The organism is Phormidesmis sp. 146-12, from assembly GCF_052939495.1.
In genome coordinates this window covers 48,672-70,045 of sequence record NZ_JBJPHS010000008.1, presented here as the reverse complement: position 1 = coordinate 70,045, position 21,374 = coordinate 48,672, and the positions used below count along the sequence as shown (strand labels likewise).

19 protein-coding genes are annotated in these 21,374 nt (G+C 48.3%); 9 read left to right on the top strand and 10 right to left on the bottom strand.

The annotated features are described in order from the left end of the window. Positions 1-91: 91 nt before the first annotated feature. Positions 92-1,300 (bottom strand): NACHT domain-containing protein, encoded by a 1,209-nt coding sequence (locus ACKFKF_RS05710; protein WP_446866787.1) that lies wholly within the window; start codon positions 1,298-1,300, stop codon positions 92-94. A 244-nt stretch (positions 1,301-1,544) separates the two neighbouring features. After that, positions 1,545-2,966 (bottom strand): glutamate-1-semialdehyde 2,1-aminomutase, encoded by a 1,422-nt coding sequence (hemL, locus tag ACKFKF_RS05705; RefSeq protein WP_446866786.1) that lies wholly within the window; start codon positions 2,964-2,966, stop codon positions 1,545-1,547. Positions 2,967-2,993: 27 nt separating this feature from the next. Here hemL and ACKFKF_RS05700 point away from each other — a divergent pair, with 27 nt between their 5' ends. Then, complete coding sequence (locus tag ACKFKF_RS05700) at positions 2,994-3,215, top strand: ChaB family protein (protein ID WP_446857264.1); 222 nt, start codon at positions 2,994-2,996, stop codon at positions 3,213-3,215. Between the two features lie 477 nt (positions 3,216-3,692). On the opposite strand, the gene ACKFKF_RS05695 is transcribed toward ACKFKF_RS05700, so the two are convergent. The 3 genes from ACKFKF_RS05695 to hpf all read right to left on the bottom strand — a co-directional run bounded on the left by ACKFKF_RS05695 (position 3,693) and on the right by hpf (position 6,839). Next, on the bottom strand, positions 3,693-5,774 hold the full coding sequence (locus tag ACKFKF_RS05695) for an elongation factor G (protein ID WP_446866784.1): 2,082 nt from the start codon (positions 5,772-5,774) through the stop codon (positions 3,693-3,695). Then, the gene (locus tag ACKFKF_RS05690) at positions 5,764-5,952 is read right to left on the bottom strand and encodes a hypothetical protein (RefSeq protein ID WP_446866783.1); all 189 of its coding nucleotides are present in this window, start codon (positions 5,950-5,952) and stop codon (positions 5,764-5,766) included. The genes ACKFKF_RS05695 and ACKFKF_RS05690 overlap by 11 nt, the downstream gene beginning before the upstream one ends. Before the next feature lie 236 nt (positions 5,953-6,188). Continuing rightward, positions 6,189-6,839, bottom strand: coding sequence for a ribosome hibernation-promoting factor, HPF/YfiA family (hpf, locus tag ACKFKF_RS05685; protein ID WP_446866782.1), 651 nt, complete (start codon positions 6,837-6,839; stop codon positions 6,189-6,191). Positions 6,840-7,100: 261 nt separating this feature from the next. On the opposite strand from hpf, the gene lipB reads away from it, so the two are divergent. The 3 genes from lipB to ACKFKF_RS05670 all read left to right on the top strand — a co-directional run bounded on the left by lipB (position 7,101) and on the right by ACKFKF_RS05670 (position 11,440). After that, positions 7,101-7,772, top strand: coding sequence for a lipoyl(octanoyl) transferase LipB (gene lipB, locus ACKFKF_RS05680; protein WP_446866781.1), 672 nt, complete (start codon positions 7,101-7,103; stop codon positions 7,770-7,772). 1,125 nt (positions 7,773-8,897) lie between these two features. After that, positions 8,898-9,971 (top strand): glycosyltransferase family 4 protein, encoded by a 1,074-nt coding sequence (locus ACKFKF_RS05675; RefSeq protein WP_446866779.1) that lies wholly within the window; start codon positions 8,898-8,900, stop codon positions 9,969-9,971. Between the two features lie 98 nt (positions 9,972-10,069). Beyond that, on the top strand, positions 10,070-11,440 hold the full coding sequence (locus tag ACKFKF_RS05670) for a glycosyltransferase family 4 protein (RefSeq protein ID WP_446866778.1): 1,371 nt from the start codon (positions 10,070-10,072) through the stop codon (positions 11,438-11,440). Between the two features lie 144 nt (positions 11,441-11,584). Here the strand turns inward: ACKFKF_RS05670 and ACKFKF_RS05665 are convergent, their stop codons facing one another. From ACKFKF_RS05665 to ACKFKF_RS05655, 3 genes are all read right to left on the bottom strand, one after another. After that, complete coding sequence (locus ACKFKF_RS05665; protein WP_446866777.1) at positions 11,585-12,193, bottom strand: exonuclease domain-containing protein; 609 nt, start codon at positions 12,191-12,193, stop codon at positions 11,585-11,587. A gap of 492 nt (positions 12,194-12,685) precedes the next feature. After that, positions 12,686-13,978, bottom strand: coding sequence for a phosphopyruvate hydratase (gene eno / locus ACKFKF_RS05660; protein ID WP_446857272.1), 1,293 nt, complete (start codon positions 13,976-13,978; stop codon positions 12,686-12,688). Between the two features lie 204 nt (positions 13,979-14,182). Continuing rightward, positions 14,183-14,341 carry a hypothetical protein gene (locus ACKFKF_RS05655; RefSeq protein ID WP_446866776.1) on the bottom strand — a complete coding sequence of 53 codons (159 nt, stop codon included), beginning with the start codon at positions 14,339-14,341 and terminating at the stop codon, positions 14,183-14,185. Between the two features lie 281 nt (positions 14,342-14,622). On the opposite strand from ACKFKF_RS05655, the gene mazG reads away from it, so the two are divergent. Together mazG and ACKFKF_RS05645 are read left to right on the top strand one after the other, a co-directional pair. Next, positions 14,623-15,444, top strand: a complete 822-nt coding sequence (gene mazG / locus ACKFKF_RS05650) for a nucleoside triphosphate pyrophosphohydrolase (protein WP_446857273.1) — start codon at positions 14,623-14,625, stop codon at positions 15,442-15,444. Positions 15,445-15,969: 525 nt separating this feature from the next. Further along, positions 15,970-16,209, top strand: a complete 240-nt coding sequence (locus tag ACKFKF_RS05645) for a DUF2949 domain-containing protein (RefSeq protein ID WP_446857274.1) — start codon at positions 15,970-15,972, stop codon at positions 16,207-16,209. 18 nt (positions 16,210-16,227) lie between these two features. On the opposite strand, the gene ACKFKF_RS05640 is transcribed toward ACKFKF_RS05645, so the two are convergent. Continuing rightward, the gene (locus ACKFKF_RS05640; protein ID WP_446866775.1) at positions 16,228-17,445 is read right to left on the bottom strand and encodes a glycoside hydrolase family 10 protein; all 1,218 of its coding nucleotides are present in this window, start codon (positions 17,443-17,445) and stop codon (positions 16,228-16,230) included. 123 nt (positions 17,446-17,568) lie between these two features. Continuing rightward, positions 17,569-18,123 carry a DUF3611 family protein gene (locus tag ACKFKF_RS05635; protein WP_446857276.1) on the bottom strand — a complete coding sequence of 185 codons (555 nt, stop codon included), beginning with the start codon at positions 18,121-18,123 and terminating at the stop codon, positions 17,569-17,571. A gap of 321 nt (positions 18,124-18,444) precedes the next feature. On the opposite strand from ACKFKF_RS05635, the gene ACKFKF_RS05630 reads away from it, so the two are divergent. From ACKFKF_RS05630 to ACKFKF_RS05620, 3 genes are all read left to right on the top strand, one after another. After that, on the top strand, positions 18,445-19,095 hold the full coding sequence (locus ACKFKF_RS05630) for a response regulator (RefSeq protein ID WP_446857277.1): 651 nt from the start codon (positions 18,445-18,447) through the stop codon (positions 19,093-19,095). A 1,166-nt stretch (positions 19,096-20,261) separates the two neighbouring features. Then, positions 20,262-20,639 carry a PadR family transcriptional regulator gene (locus ACKFKF_RS05625; RefSeq protein ID WP_446857278.1) on the top strand — a complete coding sequence of 126 codons (378 nt, stop codon included), beginning with the start codon at positions 20,262-20,264 and terminating at the stop codon, positions 20,637-20,639. Positions 20,640-20,720: 81 nt separating this feature from the next. Then, positions 20,721-21,248 carry a cofactor assembly of complex C subunit B gene (locus ACKFKF_RS05620; RefSeq protein WP_446866774.1) on the top strand — a complete coding sequence of 176 codons (528 nt, stop codon included), beginning with the start codon at positions 20,721-20,723 and terminating at the stop codon, positions 21,246-21,248. Positions 21,249-21,374: the final 126 nt, after the last annotated feature.

The window sequence follows — 21,374 nt, the reverse complement described above, 5'->3', positions numbered from 1 at the left end:
TGAGTTGTGAAATCTCGGAAAGCCCCCTAAATCCCCCATTCTGGGGACTTTAAGATGGAAAAATTCTCCAATTTTAAGAATGATCTACGGTTCAAAGTCCCCCAATTTTGGGGGATTTAGCGATGATTGTGAGCAGCAATGGATTTCTCGCCAGTTCGAGAATGCGAGGACGATCACGCAATGTCTGCATTAATTGATCGATCGACTTCTCTGGCGGCATCGCCCAAGCTTTGAGAAATCGCCGCATCTGCACATCAGTAAACTCAACGACTTCTAACGTGCGATCGACGCGATCGCTAAATTCGCCTTGATAAACCTGCGATCGACAAGTCATCACAAACCGACACTTTTCATAGGTATCGAGAAAATCTTTGAGCTTTTGAATGACTTGCGATCGGGCAGCACTTCCCACTTCATCCAGCCCATCCAACAGCAGCAAAATCGTTCCCTTGTCTAACGCCTGCTGCAAAAAGTTCTCCCCGTGTGGAAAATCCTCTCGCTCCAGCGCCTTGACTAACTGCGGCAAAATCTCAGACCCATCACTCAGGCGAAATAGCTCCAACAAAACTGCTACAGGCTGATCTGGCAAACTCGCCAACCGCCCCTCTGCCTCACTCAGCGTCAAATACTTGAGCAGCATCGACTTGCCCGATCCCGGTTTCCCTGTCACCATCAATCGCTTGTACTGCGAAACCGCTTGATATGCATCGATTAAGTCATAATTTTGGCTACCCTTGACCTTGAGCGGCACATAGACATCTTGCATTTTGAGCGGTCGATCGGCGGAGCGAAACGGAATCTTGAGTTCGCGATATTTGCCAATCAACGCCTGATGATATTTCTTGAGCGCAATGCCCCAGAAAAGTTTCGTCCCAGCAAATCGGTTGTAGATTGCCTTAAAGAATTTGTCTGCAAGCGTTTTCGTCCAGGTGTTAATCGTGTCTCGAAAAATTGCCCAAAAACCTAGTAAACCAGCGGCAACCCACCCCACTTTCGGTAAAAACTGCTCCCAGGGGTCAGCCTCCTTTGCTTCCTTGAGTCGGGCGTATTCCTCCTCGTAAATTGTAATAATTTCAGGTGGAGTCAATCCTGCGTCATTCTTTTCAAACCGCTTTAATACCGTCGAAGTTTGCATCAAACTGTCTGTTTTGACATGTCGATCGGCAGACTTTTTGACCTCAAGAATTACCGCATCTCGACTTGAAGGCGTTTGAGAATGCGTTGCCGTGACCGAGCCAAAAGTAATTAGAAATGTCAGAACAAAAACCAAGATCCATTGACGCTGAAAAAGTTTAGACACGGGGCAACTCGCTAAACATCATTCACGTCTCTGTTCTATCATTTCCTCCGAGGAATTACGGAAACCCTAACGCAACGTTTAGATTTTAATCCTTGTGGGGAATAACTCGTGCTAACTCGCTTCGCGGATTAACTACAACAAAAAAGGCAACCCCAAAAAGATTGCCCTGATGTCGAATATTCTATGCTAACCAGAATCTACAAGTTAATTTTGAGTTGCGATTCAAGCCAGAACTCAAATTTCTCTACAAGCTGGTCATGACTGCTTTGGCGGCTTCCAGGGTGCGATCGACATCTTCATCGGTATGCGCCAGGGAAGTAAATCCCGCTTCAAACTGAGACGGTGCCAGATAAACGCCCTGCTCTAACATGCCCCGGTGAAAGCGACCGAACTTATTAAAGTCGCACTTCTTCGCGTCTTCGTAGTTGTGAACCGGGCCCTCGGTAAAAAAGAAGCCAAACATGCCGCTAATCGAGCCACCGCAGGCGACGTGACCTGTTTCTTTGGCAACTTGCAGAAGCCCTTGAGTCAGGCGGGAGGTGATGCGATCGAGTTGCTCATACGTCCCTGGTTGGCGCAATAGTTCCAATGTTTTGATACCAGCCGCCATCGCCAACGGATTGCCAGACAGCGTTCCGGCTTGATACATGGGGCCAGCCGGGGCAACCATCGCCATGATGTCTTTGCGACCGCCATAGGCACCCACAGGCAGCCCACCGCCGATCACCTTACCCAGCGTCGTCAAATCTGGCGTGATGCCAAACTTTTCTTGTGCGCCGCCGTAAGCGATCCGAAAGCCTGTCATCACTTCGTCAAAGACGAGCAACGCGCCATGTTCGCGGGTCAATTCGCGCAGGCCGGCCAAGAAACCAGCTTCGGGAGGAATAAAGCCAGCGTTGCCGACGATCGGTTCCAAAATCACGCCCGCAATTTCACCTGGATTTGCTTCAAACAAAGCTTTCACCGCTTCCAGATTGTTGAAGGGTGCCGTTAGCGTGTTGTTGGTGGTCGATTTAGGAACGCCAGGAGAATCGGGCAAGCCCAACGTCGCAACTCCGGAGCCTGCTTTCACCAAAAACATGTCGGCGTGACCGTGATAGCAGCCCTCAAACTTGATCAGCTTTTCGCGGTTGGTAAAGGCTCTCATCAGTCGCAAAACCGACATACAAGCCTCAGTCCCTGAATTGACAAACCGCACCATTTCGACGCTGGGGACGGCATCGATCACCATTTCCGCCAAGACATTTTCTAAGGCATTGGGAGCGCCAAAACTGGTGCCTTTTTCTAACGTTTCATGAAGCGCTCTTAACACATCGGGATGGGCATGACCACAAATGGCCGGCCCCCAGGAGCCAATGTAATCAATGTATTGGTTGCCATCGACATCCCAGGCGTATGCGCCCTTGACGTGATCAAAGACGATCGGCTGCCCGCCCACCGATTTGAACGCTCGTACGGGAGAGCTGACTCCACCGGGCATTAGTTTTTGAGCAGCGGCAAAGATTTCTTCTGATTTAGTGGTTCTCAAAGTGCCTGTAATCAATGTTTTCTCCTTTAATCCATTGCGATCGCGTTGCAATAGCTGTAGCAGTGCTTTCTGATGCCAATTCCGAAGATATTCCTCAAGATAGGCAGATTTCTGAGTTTTGCAAGCAATACTAAACAATTATCTCACTTACCGGAGGCGGCTAGGATGTCGTACCAAAACAATCAGGAGTTACCTGCGAGCATTCGCAATCAGCTTTCTGAGACGGCTCAACACTTTTACAGAGTAGCGTTTAACTCTGCTCTTCAGTGGTATGGGGAAGAGACCAAAGCTCATCAAATCGCTTGGAGCGCTGTCAGAAACCAGGCCGTAAGTCTAAACAGTGGCATCTCTCAAGAAGTTTGTCTGGCAGTGGTTGAAGTTGGTTAATTTTCTGATTTTTTGATTTTGGTTTTTAGATTGTGAATTTTAGGGGCATTTGCTCTGCAATTGGTTGAGGAGAAATTTCAAATTCGTTGGATTGAAAAAAGGGAGAACGATTTTGCTGAATGGCGATCGCTCTCCCTTTTTGATTGAGTTTTCTATAACAAGCGCGTGATTCGATCGCTTTTAACGTGACGTCAGTTCGATGAACGCTTCGCTTCGCTTTTAGATCCAGGAACGCCCCCTAAATCCCCCACGAGTGAGGGACTTTGAACCAGAATTCCTCTCTGAAAGTCCCCCAAAATTGGGGGGTTGGGGGGCAGAAGCCGTGAACAACGAAGCGAAAAAACTCTCATCGAATTGACATTAACGTGAATTCGATAAAATCTTTCGCTGCGGTTGTTAATCTAGCAGCCTCCTAAATCCCCCACGAGTAGAGAACTTTGCGAAAAAACTTCATCGAATCCAGATTAAAATCCAGGTTTAATGGCTGTGCGATCGACCGTTCTCTTTGCCATTTCCCAGCGTTGAGAGAACTCGTTCCGCCAGTTTGTCAGGGACTTCTTGTAGGTGGTCGGGTTGCCAGTGAAAAGAACCCACGCCCATTGTGAGCGATCGTAGTTCCACAATCAGATCGTGCATTTCCGCCTGGGGTAACAGACAGGTCACTTCGTCCCAACCTTGCCAATCGGCTTTTGCGTCGTAACCCAACACCTGACCGCGCCGACCACTCACCAGCCGCAGCACTTTGGAGGTGAAATCTGTCGGAATTGAGAGAATCACCCGCACGATCGGTTCGAGTAAAACAGGCTCACACTTGATCAATCCTTCTTGCATCGCCAATCGGGCCGCTTGCTTAAAGGCTTGCTCTGAGCTATCGACGCTGTGATAAGACCCATTCGTTAAAGTTACTGCCACATCGACGACCGGAAAGCCCAACGCGCCGCGAATTAGATATTCTCGTACCCCCGTTTCCACGCCTGGAATGTACTGTTTGGGCACGACTCCCCCAACGATCGTTTCGGCAAACTGAAAGCCTTGACCGCGTGACATGGGTTTGATATCCAAATACACGTCGCCAAACTGTCCGTGTCCGCCTGTCTGATGTTTGTAGCGTCCGTGAGAGGTGGCGGATTTACGAATCGTTTCTTTGTAGGCGACCTGCGGCAAATGGGTACACATGGGCAGATTGTATTTGCGACGAAGGCGATCGAGCGCCACTTGCAGATGGATTTCGCCTTGACCCCAGAGAATAATCTCGTGGGTGTCGCCGTGTTGATGCCAGTGTAGTGAAGGATCTTCTTCTAACAGTTTGGTCAAGGCTCCGGTGAGTTTGACTTCATCGTTGCGTTTTTCGGCGTTGATGGCGAGGGCGTAGACGGGTTCGATTTGCTCGGCTTTGGGCAACTCCGTCGCGTTTTGGGCCTCGATACAGGTAAGCGTATCGCCCGTTTTGATGCCGTCCATGCGTCCCAGGGCGACGATTTCACCCGCCTGAGCGGACTGTAACCCCTGCTGATGTTGCCCGGTTAGACGATAAATGCCGCCGACTCGCACCCCGTTTAGGACTGTGCCATCTTGAATCGTGCCTTGCCAAACCCGTACCAGCGAGAGCTTTCCCCCTTGAGGCGTAAAGTAGGTTTTGAGAACCTGAGCCAACGGCGTACTGGCGCTGAGAATAATGCCGCGTCGTTCTGCGGTCGTTTCGGAGTCGGGCGCTTCGCGTACCAAAGCATCCAATAAAGGACGAACGCCAAAATCACGATCGGCAACTCCCACAAACACAGGCACAATCAAATCCGCGCCCAATTCCAGCTTGAGATCTTGAACGATTTCGGCTTCGGGTGGCTCAATGTCTTCGAGCAGTTCTTCTAATAAATGGTCGTCAAAATTGGACAGCGTTTCTAACATTTCAGTGCGAGCGATCGTTTCTTGTTCCTTTAATTCTTTGGGAAACGGCACGCGGTCAGCAGGGGCACCGGGATGATAGTGATAGGCTTGCTCGGTGACTAAATCGATAAAGCCTGTGAGCGTTTCGCCCCGCCCAATGGGATATTGATGAGGCACCAAAGGCCGGCTAGAAATCGATTTGAGTGCGTGCAAAACCTCCATAAAATCGACATCAGCCCGATCCATTTTGTTGAAGAAAACTAGATGCGGAATCTCCCAATCGTCGAGAAATTTGAATAAGGGCGCAAGGCTAAGAACGCGACCCCTTGCGGGTAACTCGAAGAGATCGCTCACCGCTTCACACACGACGACAACGGCATCCACGCCAATCAGCACATTGTAGGTTTCTTGAGAAAATTCGACTGACCCCGGACAATCGAGAAAATTAAAAGAAACGCCGCCGTATTGGGTGCTGGCAGCGTTGACTTCGACACTCATTTGACGATCGCGGGCCTCTGGGGCACTGTCTCCGACCGTATTTTTATCTTGCACATTGCCTTTGCGAGTCGTTGCGCCTGTCACCCACAAAAGGCTTTCGAGAAGGGTTGTTTTTCCACTTAAATAGGGCCCCACGATCGCAACGCTTCGGGAACCCGATGATAGTCTATCGCTCATACATTCCTCCGTGAAGAAAAGAAAAGTAAGTCATCTCAACTGCCTCAAAAATTAAGCAGTCTGCGATCGATTGGCGAATTTTTCTTAAAGGTTGTCCAAGCTGGATCAAGAATTTGGGCAAAGCTAGAAAGTGACGACATCCTTCATCCACGGATTGGTCGATCAGAAATTTTCGCAAAACCTTTGATCAGGTAAACAGATCAGGTCAATCAATGCTTTGATCTCGAAGAAAATTTGGTATGTCTGAATTATGGAGTAGCGCGATCGCTTTGTGATCAAATTAACCGTTTATCTTAATAAAGTTGTTTTTGAAGTGATGACAACTGAGTTCAATAAAACAGCTTATCAAACACAAGATCCCCAACCTCTTTAAGAAGTCAGGGATCTAACGTTAGAGATTTGGAATCCTTGGCGCTAACTTACGGCGTGTCCTTCGCGATCGACGGCTGAATGACCGTTTGTGTGGGCTTTTCCATTTTTACTAGAGTGAGTGTGTCCGTTGTTTTTGCGGGGTTGAATCACGCCATGTCCGCCATGATTTCGCTCATAAACGACATTAATTTCGCCTGTTTCTGAGTTGCAAAACATATAGAAGTCGTGTCCAACTAGTTCCAATTGTTCTAGCGCTTCTGCGATCGTCATCGGTGGCATCGCAAAATACTTGGTTCGTAAAACAGTGGCGGGAAGTTCGGGGGTGCGATCGAGGGACAATTCGGTAACAGGTTGATCGGTTAGAACTTCTGATGTTTTGGCTTCGTGTCGCTTATCGTAGCGTTTCTCTTTGTATTTGCGAAGCTGTCGAGAAATCTTGTCGGCAACCATATCAATGCTGGCGTAAAGACTTTCGCTCCCTTCTTCGGCGCGCACAACGGCACCATTGGCATAGATTGTCACCTCAGCGATTTGACTGGGCGTGATCCGGGGGTTTCGAGCAACAGATAGATGTACATCAACTTCGGTGGTCAGGTTTTGAAAGTGGCTGACAGCCTTCTCAATCTTCTGGTTGACATACTCACGAATCGGTTCAGTGATCTCGATATTTTTGCCCTGGATAACAAGCTTCATAGAGGCTCTCCCCTTAAAGATTTGGGTGTTACTGTTACCCTAACACTTTGTATTCTGGCAGACAGTCCTCTTTAGAATGTGTTGCATCCTGTGATAATTCTTGATGATTTCTGTTGTGATCTAAGGGCAATTTAGGAGTAACTCCCCTTGATTTCTCAGCGGTTCTAAGACATTGTAATAAGACATTGTAAATAGTATTTACGTTGGGATACGTCAGCCGTTTAGAATTCGTTTATATTAAAGGTAAGATTGCGATCGCTTGTGAGTTTTTCACCTTTAGAAAATCTATCTTTGACGCGCTGTTGTGTGCTGTACGATTGCGGTCTCATTCCTTACTCAAAAGCCTGGGCCTGGCAGCAAAAGCTAGTCGCAGAACGTAAAGAAAATCTTAAATTAAACGATGTTTTGATTTTGTTAGAACATCCTCCCGTTTACACCCTGGGTCACGGCGCAACACTCGACTTTTTGAAGTTTGATCCCACCCAAACAGCGTACGAATTACACCGGGTTGAGCGAGGAGGCGAGGTAACTTATCACTGTCCGGGTCAATTGGTGGGCTACCCAATTTTGAACTTGCAGTTTTACCAAAAAGATTTGCATTGGTATTTGCGCCAATTAGAAGAAGTGATCATCCAAGCGTTGGCGAATTATGGCTTAAGCGGAACGCGAATTGCTGGCTTAACCGGAGTCTGGGTCGAAGGGCGAAAAGTAGCAGCGATCGGCATCAAAGTCAGCCGTTGGATTACGATGCACGGATTTGCGCTGAATGTTTGCCCTGATTTACGGGGGTTTGATCAAATTGTCCCCTGTGGCATTCCTGACCGGCCTGTGGGTAGTTTAGAACAGTTCATTCCAGGCATCACGGTTCAACAAATTAAGCCCGATGTGGTGAAGGCTTTTGCTGAGGTTTTTGAGGTGGAATGGGTTGAATAAAGGTTATGGGTCGGTGCTAGTTAACTGAACGTGAATTCGATAAAATCCTTCGCTGCGGTGATCGCTCCGGGCAGCCCCCTAAATCCCCCAAGTTTGGGGGACTTTGAGCAAAAAATCCCATCCGGAAGTCCCCCAGATTGGTAGGGCTGATTCATTCTGATTAAGGGAAAATCAAGGAAACCCAAAACCCTGATTCTTTCATTTGGATGGTTCTTAGCAACTAATGAGGGAATCGGCTGTTCGCTTTTCTCTCCCTAGAATAAATCAACCCTACCCCAGATTGGGGGGTTGGGGGGCGAAAGTGCTGAATCACGAAGCGAAAAAACTCTGTCGAATTCACGTTAACTGACAAAACTTTTTGCTTGGCGGTTCAAACCGCAGCTACGAGAACAAAATCCGCCTTCTCGGATTAACAAAGCCTGAATCGGCCTAGTCTGCGAAGGCAAACTTTGTTCTTTTAGGCGCGTTGCTGAAGGTACTTGCGAAGCTAACGGCATTCGACAGCCTTGACGGGTGGGGAATTTTGGGTTGCCCAAATGGTTATGGAACCCAGGCAGTGAGCGGCGAAGGAAAGTAATACAAAATTTGCGATCGTGCTCGGAAACTTTCCGGTTCAGGGTTCGTCAGGCTCGAAATAGGTTCTCTGCGCTCCTAAACGTGCAGTTGGATCTAGAGGGCGAGATTTTGAGTAAACAAATGATTTTTTGTGTATCGAAGAAATAAGCTTTGTCAGCGATCGTGACCAATTTTAGAAGTCGATCGCAACCTATGCATGGCGTAATACCCTCACCTTCGCTCAGTTAGTCTAATTTGTAGCGGATTAAACTTTGAGAGAGCTAAATAAACCTGCCGCCTTCTTAGCGGATATCTCTAGGCAGTGAGCGGGTTTCGACGCTTCTGAACAAGGTCTCTCAAATAAGTGTTTCTTCTTACGACAACTTGTAGCATTGGTGTACCACGCTTGTAGCAAAAGTGGAACTTCTCAAATTGTCAAGGTGAAATCTCCGACTTGGCAGAAATTTGAATTTCAATTAAATCTGACATATCTCTCAAGCGAAATTAGCTTGGAAGGACTCTGTAGCTAGAACGAGACTTCTAAACAGTTTGACTTTGTAGGAGGTTTGTATGCGGATTGCTCAGGTTGCCCCTTTGTGGGAGCGCGTCCCCCCCCCAGCTTATGGCGGGATTGAGTTAGTAGTAAGCTTGCTCACCGATGAATTGGTGCGTCGTGGCCATGAAGTGACGCTATTTGCATCTGGCGACTCGATCAGTTTGGCAAAGCTAGAATCGGTTCACGCACGAGCGTTGCGGCTTGATCCAACGGTGAAAGAACACCAGATTTATGAAATGCTGCAACTCAGTCAGGTCTATCAAAAAGCCCAGGATTTTGACATCATACACTCTCATATGGGCTGCCCCGCGTTGCCCTACGCACATTTCTCCAAAACGCCCACAGTCCATACGCTACATGGCGTATTTACTCCTGACAACGAGAAGATGTATAGCCACGCCAGCCGTCAGCCCTATGTGAGCATTTCGGATGCCCAACGTGAGCCAAGACTGGAGTTAAACTGCGCTGCGACGGTCTACAACGGCATCGATGTCGATAGCTACAAGTTTTATGCTCAACCGAGTGAGCCGCCGTATCTAGCATTTCTCGGACGGCTGTCTCCTGAAAAAGGGCCCCATGTGGCGATCGAGATTGCCAAACGCACAGGCTGGAAGCTAAAGATGGCGGGCAAAATTGATGTGGTCGATCGAGACTTCTACGAAGCCGAACTCAAACCCCATATTGACGGCACTCAGATCGAATATCTGGGCGAAGCGAATCACGTTCAAAAAAATACGCTGATGGGCAACGCGGTCGCGACGTTGTTTCCGATTACCTGGCGTGAGCCATTTGGCTTAGTAATGGTCGAGTCGATGGCTTCAGGGACTCCGGTCATTGGCATGAGGTTAGGATCTGCGCCCGAAGTCATTGATCATGGTAAAACGGGCTTTTTGTGTGACACCGTAGACGACTGCATCACAGCGTTGAATCAAATTGAAACGATCGAGCGCGCCGATTGTCGTCAGCATGTCGTTGATAAGTTTAGCGTTCAGAAAATGACCGATGGCTATGAAGCCGTCTATCGACAAATTTTAGGCAAGCGGCTGAGTGTGATCGAGCGACTGTCCAATCTATTAGCGATGAGCTAAGACACGATTCGAGACACATCCACTTTCGGCTAGTAGCTTTTAGCAGTCTTCAGTTGCAGACCGATTGCTAAACACTACATAACTAATGAGGTAAAAGAATGGTACTTCTCAAAGAAGATAAGGCATCTAACCCGACATCCCACGGTTTGATACGATCAACGTTGCCCAACCGACAGGCGATCGCACTCATCTCGGAGCATGGCGACCCGGCAGCCGATATCGGCAAAGAAGAAGCAGGCGGACAAAATGTCTATGTGCGGCAGGTCGGAGAAGCGCTGGCAAAATTGGGCTGGCAGGTCGATATGTTTACCCGCAAAACGCGAGAAGACGATGAAACGATCGTGCAGCATTCTCCCCATTGCCGAACCATTCGCTTGGTTGCTGGGCCGCAGGAATTTGTACCTCGCGATCGCTTGTTTGAATTTATGCCAGCATTCGTCGAAGCGTTTCAAACTTATCAAGCCAAGTATCACTATCCTTTGATCCACACCAATTATTGGATGTCTGCCTGGGTGGGTTTAGAAGTGAAGAAAACCCATAACGTGCAGCTCATTCACACTTATCATTCACTGGGTGCTATTAAGTATCAGGCGGTGCAGAATCAACCTGCGATCGCGCCCATTCGTCTAGCGGTTGAACAACAAATTTTAGAACAATCAGATTGCATTGTAGCCACCAGTCCCCAGGAGCAGGAAGCCTTACGCACGCTAGTTTCTCAACTGGGGCACATCGAAGTCATTCCCTGTGGAACCGACATCGAAAACTTTCAGGCGATTCCCAGATCAGAGGCACGATCGCAGCTTGGCTTTAAACCTGACCAGCAGATCGCCCTTTATGTGGGCAGATTTGATCCCCGCAAAGGGATCGAAACGCTGGTTCGCGCCTGTGCCCAACTGCAAGAAAATCCTAATCTCCATCTGGTCATTGTCGGCGGGAGTGACCCAACTCAATCAGATGGACAAGAACGCCGGAGAATTGAAACGATCGTCGAAGGTCTGGGACTCTCAGAACAAACCACTTTTGTCGGACGAGTAGGTCACGATCGCTTGCCGCTCTATTACACGGCTGCCGATGTGTGTGTGATTCCCAGTCACTATGAGCCATTTGGATTGGTGGCGATCGAGGCGATGGCCTGTGGCACTCCTGTCGTTGCTTCTGCGGTGGGCGGTTTGAAGTTTTCGATCGTTCCCGAAGAAACTGGATTGCTCGTGCCTGCTCAAAATGTAGAAGCCTTTGCCGACGCGATCAGGCGCATTCACTCCGACGAACTCTGGGCCAAAAAGCTGAGAAAACAAGCGTCAGAGCGAGTTCAACGAAACTTTAGCTGGTCAGGCGTTGCAGCCCAATTGAGTGATCTGTATCGAAGAGTGTTGGCTCAGTCAATCACGCATGAAAAGTTGGTAGGCGGACGATCGGCTTACTCGGCTCCCAAAGCGTTGCCAACCAAAACCTTGAGCAAAGTTTCTTAGAAACTAGTTTGGTTAGATCACGCAGCGAGTAATTTTGAAATTCACCTGTCGCTGAAATCTCTCGCTGCGATTGTTCATTCGATCAGCCCCTAAATCCTCCACGAGTGACGGACTTTACACTTATCAAACTAACGTAGAGCCACATTAAATAGAAGCTTCTGTACGATCGTTCGCTGGTTCGATCGCCTTTACTCCCAGCGCGTAGGGCAACAGCTTGACAAGATTTCGAGCGTCATCAATGCCGCGATGCAACGTTCCTTCTAAAGGACTCTGAATCAGGTCTAGCGCTTGCAGCATGGGGACTCGATCCTTCAGACGCTGACTGCGAGCAAATCGAGTCTTGAGATTAAAATGTTTGCGACCGAGGGGATACGGAATCTCATGGAGACGACAATCTTTTTTGATCTGAAGTTGGTCAAACTTACCCCACGAGCAAAACAAGTAGTTTGGATAATTGGCTAACCACTGCTCAAAGGTTTCCATCGCTTCCTCAAACTTTGGGGCACTGTCTACATCTGCTTGAGTAATTGAGGTTAGCTGCGTACAAAACTCCGTCAGCCTGGGGTGAGTGACCGGACGAATGAACGTTTGAAATTCTGCGACCCCTTGCGGGTAACTTGATGAGATCGTTTCCAATGTCTTGCGCTCTACCATCACCGCCCCAATCTCGATCGTCTCCATCTGCTCTCTGGGAATAGATTCACGATCGCAACAGGTGGCTTCTAAATCCAGCACTAAATAAAAGTCAGGCAATCTTCAGCACTCCATCCTGATCACGTTAACAAGACATCAATTCGATGCAGTCTTTTTGCTGCGTTGTTCAGCGCTTCTGCCCCCCACCCCCCAACTTTGCTACGGTGTATACACAAGTCTATACTCACTTCGTTCTAGTCGGCTTCAGCCCCCTAAATCCCCCATTCTGGGGGACTTTAAGCAAAAAAGACTTCCAGAATTTAGAACCCTGATCAGCGTTCAAAGTCCCCCAAATTTGGGGGATTTAGGGAGCGAAGGATTATGGCAAGTACAGATCAATCGACTTATGTATACACGGTGGCCCTCCAAATTTGGGGGACTTTTAGATCAGATTTCTGGTTCAAAGTCCCCCAGTATTGAGGGATTTAAGGGGCTGCCCAGATTAATCACCGTAGCGAAAGATTTCATCGAATTCACATTAACAAGAATTAGACAACAGATGAGACCGATCAACTTTCTCATGCCTCATCTGCTCTCTAATCAACGGTTTGGTTACGATTTTGGCCCCATGCCAACTTTGCCTGCATAGATCGCTCGATCGCCCAATTCGTCCTCGATTCGTAAGAGACGATTGTATTTGGCGACCCGTTCACTACGACAAAGCGATCCGGTTTTGATTTGTCCCGCACGAGTGGCCACGGCTAGATCTGCGATCGTCGTATCTTCCGTTTCTCCAGAGCGGTGACTGATGATCGATCGGAAACTATTTCGTGTGGCCAAGTCGATCGCTTGTAGCGTTTCTGTTAGTGATCCAATTTGATTCAGCTTGATCAAAATAGAATTCGCTGCTTTTTGTTCAATCCCTTTTTGCAACCGAGTGATGTTGGTGACAAACAAATCATCGCCCACTAGCTGACAGCGATCGCCAATTTTCTCGGTCATCAGTTGCCAGTGTTGCCAGTCGTCTTCATGCAAACCATCTTCAATAGAAACGATCGGATACTGATCGACCAGACTCGCCAAATAATCGATAAACACAGGCGCATCGTGAGCCGTGCCATCGTAGGTGTACTTGCCGTCTTTGTAAAATTCACTCGCGGCGACGTCTAACGCCAAAGCAACTTCGGTGCCCGGTTTGTAGCCTGACTTTTCGATCGCGATCATTAACAAATCTAGTGCCGCCTGATTGGATTCTAGGTTGGGCGCAAAGCCGCCTTCGTCACCCACGCCCGTCAGCAAGCCTTTGTCATGCAACACTTTACTCAACGAAGCAAACACTTCTGCCCCACAGCGCAGCGCTTCTTTAAAGGAGGAGGCTCCGATCGGCACAATCATGAATTCTTGAAAATCCACATTATTGTCGGCATGGGCACCGCCATTGATCACATTCATTAGGGGAACGGGCAGCAGATTGGCCAACGGCCCGCCCAGATAGCGATAGAGTGGCAAGCCTACCGATTCGGCTCCGGCTTTTGCGGTGGCTAGAGACACAGCCAAAATCGCATTGGCTCCCAAATTTGACTTGTTAGGCGACCCATCCAGCGCAATCATGGCGCGATCGACTAATTCTTGATCGACCGCATCCAGCCCGATTAGCTCTGGCGCGATCGTCTCTTCCACATTTTGTACCGCCTTGAGAACGCCCTTGCCCCCATAGCGACTTTTGTCATCATCGCGCAGTTCGTGAGCTTCAAAACTTCCGGTTGACGCTCCACTCGGAACCTGGGCAAGCCCAAACGCACCATTGAGAAGCGTGACTTCGGCTTCGATCGTCGGCCGCCCTCGTGAGTCAAGAATTTCACGGGCATGAATCGAATCGATCGCAGTTTCGGACATGTCAATCATGTAGACCTCTCTAAAGGGATGAAGGACAGGCGACGAGGAATATGCAACTTCTGGGCACCCCTCTTTTTAAGCTTGTCATTACCAACATCTTCTACGATAAAGGTAGCCTCAAGTCATGAACCTGGAAAACCCAACGGGGCATGATGCTTGGGCGAATCTAGAAAAGATATTGGACATTAGACATTAGACATTAGACTTTGGACTTTAAACACAGAGTCTTCGATCGCCGATCCAATGTCCTTGCCGCTTTTGTCGCATTAGTTTGGAAAATGGATACAAGCTCTCTGGCGATCGTGACATGGCAATGACCATAACAGTGTATTTGGCACGACGAATACAAGAAAAACTTGCGGGTAGTGACATTCCACAAGAAATTCGGGGATCACAAATCGATTGACCTTGAGATTCCTAACCCTGCTTGGGGCCATAAATTAAATAAGCCCGGCAAATTAATTCGCGCCTATAAGAACAAAACCTGCCCAGGTTAAAACGCTTTTCTAGTCTGCGAAGGCAGACTTCGTTCTCATAGGCGCGGTTTGAACCGCCAGCCAAAATGACAGGTTATTTCATCCTCGATCCTTAATTCAAAAGAGACATTAGTTTTAAACTGCATCTCGTATTCATCAAATCAACTAACTCTAAAGATGACTTCTCCCACAACCGTCTCGACTCTTACAGCACTTCAACAACTGATTGAGGTAGTGGCTCAACTGCGATCGCCCGATGGTGGCTGTCCCTGGGATTTAGCCCAAACGCCTCAAAGCTTGACTCCTTATGTGATTGAGGAAGCTTATGAAGTAGTAGACGCGATCCAAACGGGAGACCAAGACGCGATCGCTGAAGAATTAGGTGATCTCTTGTTACAGGTTGTCCTTCAGGCGCAGGTGGCTCAAGATGCGGGACAGTTTGATCTGTCGATCGTGGCTCAAAAAATTACCGAAAAGCTGATTCGTCGTCACCCTCACGTATTTGGGACGGTCGAGGTTCAATCTGTAGAAGACGTACATCGCAATTGGGAGCAGATCAAAGCCGCCGAAAAAGGCGAAGATTTTGCAACCACCCAGCAACTTAGCTACAAACTCAAGCGCTACGCTCGATCGCTCCCTCCTTTGACGGCTGGCATGAAGATTTCTCAAAAAGCGGCTCAAGCAGGCTTTGAATGGGAAACGATCGCCGACGTTTGGGCTAAATTTCAGGAAGAGTTGGGCGAATTTCAGCAAGCTTTGACCGACGAAACTCCCGCAGAACAGCAGGCAGAGCTAGGCGATTTGCTGTTTACCGTGATCAATCTGGCCCGCTGGTGTGACCTCGATCCCGTCGAAGCGCTGCGGGGCACCAATCAACGATTTATCCAACGACTAGAGCAAATGGAACGGGCAGTCGATCGTCCTCTTACTGAGTACAGTCTGGAAGAATTGGAGCAACTCTGGCAACAGGCAAAGGTAAAGCTGAGGGATGAGGGATGAGGGATGAGGGATGAGGGATAAGGGATGAGGGAGAACTTTGTCCCGCTTTGCGAGGGGGATGTGCTTATCTCAAAGTCCCCCAAATTTGGGAGGTTGGGGGCAGAAGCCGTAAACACCGAAGCCAAGAATCTCAACCCTTTGCAGACCCCTGGAAGCGACCCCTTGCGGGTAACTCGAAGAGATCGGACAAAGGTTAACCTGCATGATCCTAGATGTAGGGGTCAGAGGTCTAAATGCTTCCCGAAGCCTCTAAATGTAGAAATACTTGCGTAAAATGATTTAATCTTTAATCAATCTTAAAGATCACTTTGAAATAAGTGTGGTTTAAGTGAGGGCATAGAACTTGAGTCGGGCTTTGCTTGAATGCTGTGGCACTTTACTTCTCTCAGCAGACTTCTTAACAAAGTCACTTCCACACTCAAAAAAACTCACTAAAGTTGTTTGGCTCAACTCTTAACTTTAGTGATAGCATGAACATCCAAAATGTCTACTAGTTAACAATTTTATCCAGGGGTTTGCTGAGAAATGGTTGCGTTGCCAAAAGAGATTATCAATGAGTTAGAGGAGGCTGTTGTCAATCTCGACAGAAGCAACGTGCAGCTAATTAATTTTTTGCAGAATGAATTAGCCATTTCGCCCCCTTCGATCGCGATGGCGCTGCGATATTCTCAACAAGAACGCGGCCCGCTGCCGATGATTCTCTGGCGCTATGGCTTTGTCTCACTCGACCAACTCAATCAAATCTTGGACTGGTTAGAGAAGTAGCGGATTAGATTCAGTGACCTAACCAGTCGGACGGCTGGCAGTCGGAAAGAGTTTGGTAAAACCCCGCTCGACTTGGGTTTGAGGGCTTCCTTTAAACAGCCAAAAAGTCGTTTCCCAGCAGAAAAAAGAGACTCCTGAATACTGCGACGATCGCACCGTTTCGACCTCTCGCTGCAACTGCTGAATCGGTTTTGCACTCAAAAATCGACCCGCATAAAGACCAATGGCGATCGGCACCTGAGAACTCAAATCTCGAAACCCACCGCCTTCTAACTCAGCCTTCAAACCACTCAAATCAGAACGATACACCTGCACCACAACCTCATCCACCAGCCGCAAATCTACCCAGCGTCGCCAGTCTTGTAGCGATTTTCGATAGGCATAATCAGGGGTATTAGGCGACAGCGAAATCACCACCCCCGGACGCACCGATCGGACTGCTCGACTAATCTTGCCCATCAATTGAGTCACTTGGTCAGCCCGCCAGGCCATCCATTCAGGGTTTGTCATGTCTTTTGGAGGAGATTTGCCGCGATGAGTTTCCCGATAACGTTTCACTGTATAAGGGTCATAGCCAAACTCGATCGGGAGCGCAAAATGATCGTCTAGCTGAATCCCATCAACCGGATAGCGTTTCACCACATCTACAATCAGGTCGGTGAGAAACTGCTGAACTGCTGGATGAGAAGGATTGAGCCAACCTTGCTCGATGCCTGATTCGGCTAGCTCGATCGTGCCACCACCACTTTGAGTCCTCGTCAACCAATCGGGATGCTGTTGGGCAATGGGCGATCGTACCGGAATCATCAACCCATACTCAAACCACGGAATCACTCTCAAACCCTGACGATGAGACTGTTTTACCACGCCAGACAACACATCTTGAAAGGGCAATTTAAAGGACTGCGATCGACTCGCCCGGTCAAAAACCGGACTGGGATGCAAAGGGCGACCGCGATTCCAGACACAAGGATAGAGTGTGTTTAATCGATGCTGGGCCAGATTTGCCACTGTTTCATCCAGCCGAGTCGTGTAGTACATCAGACTTGCGCCAAAATTGGTCATCCAGACCCCACGAATCTCAGCAGTCTTCCCCTGAGCAACCCGTACCACGGGAGCCTGCCACAGAGAAACCACCAACCCAAACGCCAGGACAGTCAGCAGCCCTCGACGCAGCCAGACCCTAGGAAATCGCGGTTTCTTCTCCAAATCATCGACGGTTTGAGCGTTAGACATGAATCAGGCAAGCACTCGAAGGATTTTCAAACAAAACAGGGGCCCGCGATCAGTCGAATGACCCATTACTCATAGCTCACAGCCTGCCATCAGGACAGTTACAAGGCGACGATCGCAGATTCCTCACTGCCGACTCATCTTATTAAGCAGCCACAGCGATGCAGAAATCGCACAAAACTGCGCCAAAATCACATTGATGCTTGCCTGCACCACCAGAATGTCAAGCGGTTGGATAAACTTGGCAGGGTCAGTATTGACAAAACCTGCAACGCCCTGGCTGACCGCCTTCCCAAACAGCAGACCCACGATCGCTTCTGCTCCCAACAGTGCCAGCAGCGTCCCGATCAGACTCGCGATTAGTCCCATTCTCAGCGTCTGGATTGCATCTGCTTTTTTGGGTCGAATTTCAGGAGCGCCATCCAGTCGTCGCCCGATCGAAACATAGCGAGCGATCGCCCAAAACATATTAAAGCCTAACACCCCAATCCCACAAACCGTCAACACAACGCCGACACTGGTTCCCGGATTAGTGGTGGGGGTGCGATTTGAAACTGAGGCAAACAGCAAAATTGCACTCGAAATCACCGTCAACACCAATTGCACCCAAAAGCTAATCCAACCCGTTAGCCGAAAGGTGCTGGCAATTTGTCGAAGCGTGGGCGGATCTGATTTGGTCATCTTCAATAGCCTGCGATGGCGCTAGTTAGGGCATTTAGGGATGCGTTCATTAAGTCGGTTACTTCTATGTTTGATCGTGGATTGAATAAATGATTGTGGATTGAATAAAGTTGTTATCTAACCCAGGCTTCAAGTTTATTAAACCTACAGTTTCTAACTTAATGAGAACCCTGCACCTCAACCCCAGAGAGTACGATTTTAGCAGCCCCAAACACCTCTAGAACCTTCAAAAATCGAATAGGGCGTAAAACCCTCTATCCAGAGAAATGTTTTTGGGATACAACTTATCATGGAGAAACGTCCCTCTATTCACGACAACTTATGAATCCGATCGAGTTACCGCCCCTGCGAATTTTGATCGTCGAAGATGACCCCATGATGCAGCTAGGGTTAGAACAATCCCTTGAAGACTATCCCCAACTGACGATCGTCGCTCAGGTCAATGACGGCTACTTAGGCGTAGAAGCTGCCCTCAAACACAAGCCAGACCTGATCGTGATGGACATCGGACTGCCTCGCCTGGATGGAATCGCAGCCACCCAGCAGATCAAGGCCGCCCTGCCCAACGTGCGAATTGTCATGCTCACCTCGCACACCTCAGAAACCGAGATTATTGCCGCCCTCTCCAGTGGAGCCGATGCCTACTGTATCAAAGGGTCAGATGTCAATCGACTGGTTGCGGCGATCGCGGCCGCTCAAGAAGGAGCCACTTACCTCGATCCACAAATTGCCCGACGGGTTGTAGAACATCTCAAGCCACCTGCGGTCAATACCAATGTGGGGCAGCTTTCGGTGCGTGAGTTAGAAGTCTTGAAATTGATGGTAGACGGCTGTAGTAATCCAGAAATCGCCGCAGCGCTGTATCTCAGTCCCAACACGATCAAAACCCACATTCGCGGCATTATGAACAAACTGTCTGTGGACGATCGAGTGCAGGCGGCGGTGGTTGCTCTGAGAACAGGTCTGGTTTGAGATTTTCGTTTAGTCAGTTATAAATCTGGCACAAGTTAGCGCAGCTTTTTTAGACAAGAAGTATAGACTCTCACCCAAGTAAATTCATTCTCGTGCTGCTAAAACGGCGATCGCAAGGGGTGACAGTCCGGACGAAAATCGATTTGGGTCGCTAGAATGAATATCCCATTCGACAGTCACCTTTTTTAGAAATTGCTCTCAACCCGTCTCTATTAGTTGTGCGTCAAAAATTCGTACGTTCGATTAATGAACTTCATCCAGGTATCCCGGAAAAAGGTTCAAAGCTGGCCCTTTGTACTGGTAGGTAGAGGTTCTCATTAAGTAGACGTGAGCAACTTTTAGCTGATATTTTTTCTTAAAGCTAATTAGATTAAGTCGTCAATTGTCAAGTGTAGTTGACCTTAAATTGAGCCATGACTGCTCTAAGACGATCGGGATAATCGAAATCGAGAGATGGGGAGGGTTGATATTATTAATGTTTGTTAAGTCTCTTCACTAACGTCCGGAAAACTTAGAGCATTGATAATAGGTTCGTGTGCGAAACATTTTTTGAAACGTCGATTCTAAACAGGTTGTAAGTCTTTACTAATCGTGAGAGAGGCTTACAGGGTTAGCAAGTTCCTTGACTGATAAGAGGTGAGGTCAAAAGTTTACGGTAAAGTTAAAATAATTTACTTCTTAACCCGCAAATTAGGAAGCCAACTTCAAAATCAAGTTGTACAATTAAAATATGGTTAAGCAATTTAATGAGGTTGCTGTTTGGGATAAGCGCATTTTTACTGGTGACATACCAAGTTCATACTCCCCCAGTATAAAAGTTGTACAACACCAGTAGGATTTGGAAAAAGCCCTGATGCCCGGCACTAGCTTTTGGGTTTTCTTGACCACACAAAAACGTTACATTTTTGAACCAACAACCTGCCAAGAAATGTCCTAAAAACTGGACGCTTCTCAAAGACATACGTTGCTGGCTCGCTCAAAGTAATAACCCCACGATCGTGCTCTATGTTTGACTGCAATTTTTTCACCCTCAAGGTAATTTCGTCCTTTAGAAGGACGGCCATCTAAGAGGCGTAATTGCTACCGTGATGATGCTAGGTCAGACACCAGATTTCAAAGCATCATCGAGAGCCAATCGTTATTGTCGCAAGCTTGGATTCAGACAGATGAAATTTGAGGATATCTATCAGTTTTTCAAAGATCCACCACCTTTTTACCTAAATAAGGAATTGGCGGTGTGTTACGTTCTCGCAGTCCTTCTGCGGGGCGACTCATACGGCACAGAACTCATCCAACTCTTAGAGACCGAACATCCGCTTTACCGCCTTTCAGACACCGTGCTTTATAGTGCACTCAAGTTTTTGGAAGACGAAGAAATGGTAACGGGCTACTGGAAAAAAGTCGAAGGGAGAGGGCGGCCACGTCGGATGTATCAAATCCGGTCTGAGGCAATGCAGCAGGCTCAAGATTTGGCGCGACTGTGGGAAGAATACGCCGTCAAACGCGATAGTCAGACGGTTGCTAAAGTCGGTGCCGATCGCTAACTCTGGAGATCTCCCAAAAGTGACCCCTTTGTTTACTAGACTTAAACTTGGGCAGGCCACCTTTCTCTCCTGATTTGCAACATGAGCACCTCTGTTATTCCTTCCACCTTCTTCTTGACGATTTTGATGGTGATCGGGCTGTTTTTCTTTATTCGCGCCTCGGTCAAACCCAGAATCGAAACCATGAAGCTGACCTCTGAGCAATCGGAGGAGTCACTGTTGTCTCAATTGAGGCAGTATTTTGACCAACGAGCCTATCGGGTTGTCGCAGTCAACGCTGCCGAAAATCAGGTGACGTTTGAGGGAGTAGTTCGTCCTAGTTGGTTTTTAGCGATCTTTTTGACGCTGTTGGCCGCTACGGGGATGCTGTGCTTTGCGCTAGTGCTGTCGTACTCTTTGCCCAGTGGGTCAAACTTTTGGCTAGGCTTACTACTCCTGTCACCGTTGGCGGGAGTTTTTTATTGGCGAGGGGCGGCGCGATCGGAGCAGGTCTCTTTGAAAGTAGAGTCGTCCGCTGAGACCAAGATGCTCACTGCGATCACCGTTCAGGGACATCGGGATGAGTTAGCAGAGCTACAGCGAGTTTTGGAGCTAAAGGCTTTGGAGTAGGGAGATTTGTAGCAAAAAAGTTACCAATCTTGGGAAGCCCCCTAGATCCCCCAATTCTGGGGAACTTTGACTTTCAGAATTCTCAATGGAGACAGCCGAGTAAATTTATTAAAGGAAATCTTCTAA

What these genes read in the sequence shown, in the direction of transcription:
- ACKFKF_RS05700 (WP_446857264.1), top strand. Translation starts at nt 2,994, where the DNA reads ATGTCGTACCAAAACAATCAGGAGTTACCTGCGAGCATTCGCAATCAG.
- ACKFKF_RS05695 (WP_446866784.1), bottom strand. Translation starts at nt 5,774, where the DNA reads ATGAGCGATAGACTATCATCGGGTTCCCGAAGCGTTGCGATCGTGGGG.
- hpf (WP_446866782.1), bottom strand. Translation starts at nt 6,839, where the DNA reads ATGAAGCTTGTTATCCAGGGCAAAAATATCGAGATCACTGAACCGATT.
- ACKFKF_RS05675 (WP_446866779.1), top strand. Translation starts at nt 8,898, where the DNA reads ATGCGGATTGCTCAGGTTGCCCCTTTGTGGGAGCGCGTCCCCCCCCCA.
- ACKFKF_RS05670 (WP_446866778.1), top strand. Translation starts at nt 10,070, where the DNA reads ATGGTACTTCTCAAAGAAGATAAGGCATCTAACCCGACATCCCACGGT.
- eno (WP_446857272.1), bottom strand. Translation starts at nt 13,978, where the DNA reads ATGATTGACATGTCCGAAACTGCGATCGATTCGATTCATGCCCGTGAA.
- ACKFKF_RS05655 (WP_446866776.1), bottom strand. Translation starts at nt 14,341, where the DNA reads ATGTCACTACCCGCAAGTTTTTCTTGTATTCGTCGTGCCAAATACACT.
- mazG (WP_446857273.1), top strand. Translation starts at nt 14,623, where the DNA reads ATGACTTCTCCCACAACCGTCTCGACTCTTACAGCACTTCAACAACTG.
- ACKFKF_RS05645 (WP_446857274.1), top strand. Translation starts at nt 15,970, where the DNA reads ATGGTTGCGTTGCCAAAAGAGATTATCAATGAGTTAGAGGAGGCTGTT.
- ACKFKF_RS05640 (WP_446866775.1), bottom strand. Translation starts at nt 17,445, where the DNA reads ATGTCTAACGCTCAAACCGTCGATGATTTGGAGAAGAAACCGCGATTT.
- ACKFKF_RS05635 (WP_446857276.1), bottom strand. Translation starts at nt 18,123, where the DNA reads ATGACCAAATCAGATCCGCCCACGCTTCGACAAATTGCCAGCACCTTT.
- ACKFKF_RS05630 (WP_446857277.1), top strand. Translation starts at nt 18,445, where the DNA reads ATGAATCCGATCGAGTTACCGCCCCTGCGAATTTTGATCGTCGAAGAT.
- ACKFKF_RS05625 (WP_446857278.1), top strand. Translation starts at nt 20,262, where the DNA reads ATGAAATTTGAGGATATCTATCAGTTTTTCAAAGATCCACCACCTTTT.
- ACKFKF_RS05620 (WP_446866774.1), top strand. Translation starts at nt 20,721, where the DNA reads ATGAGCACCTCTGTTATTCCTTCCACCTTCTTCTTGACGATTTTGATG.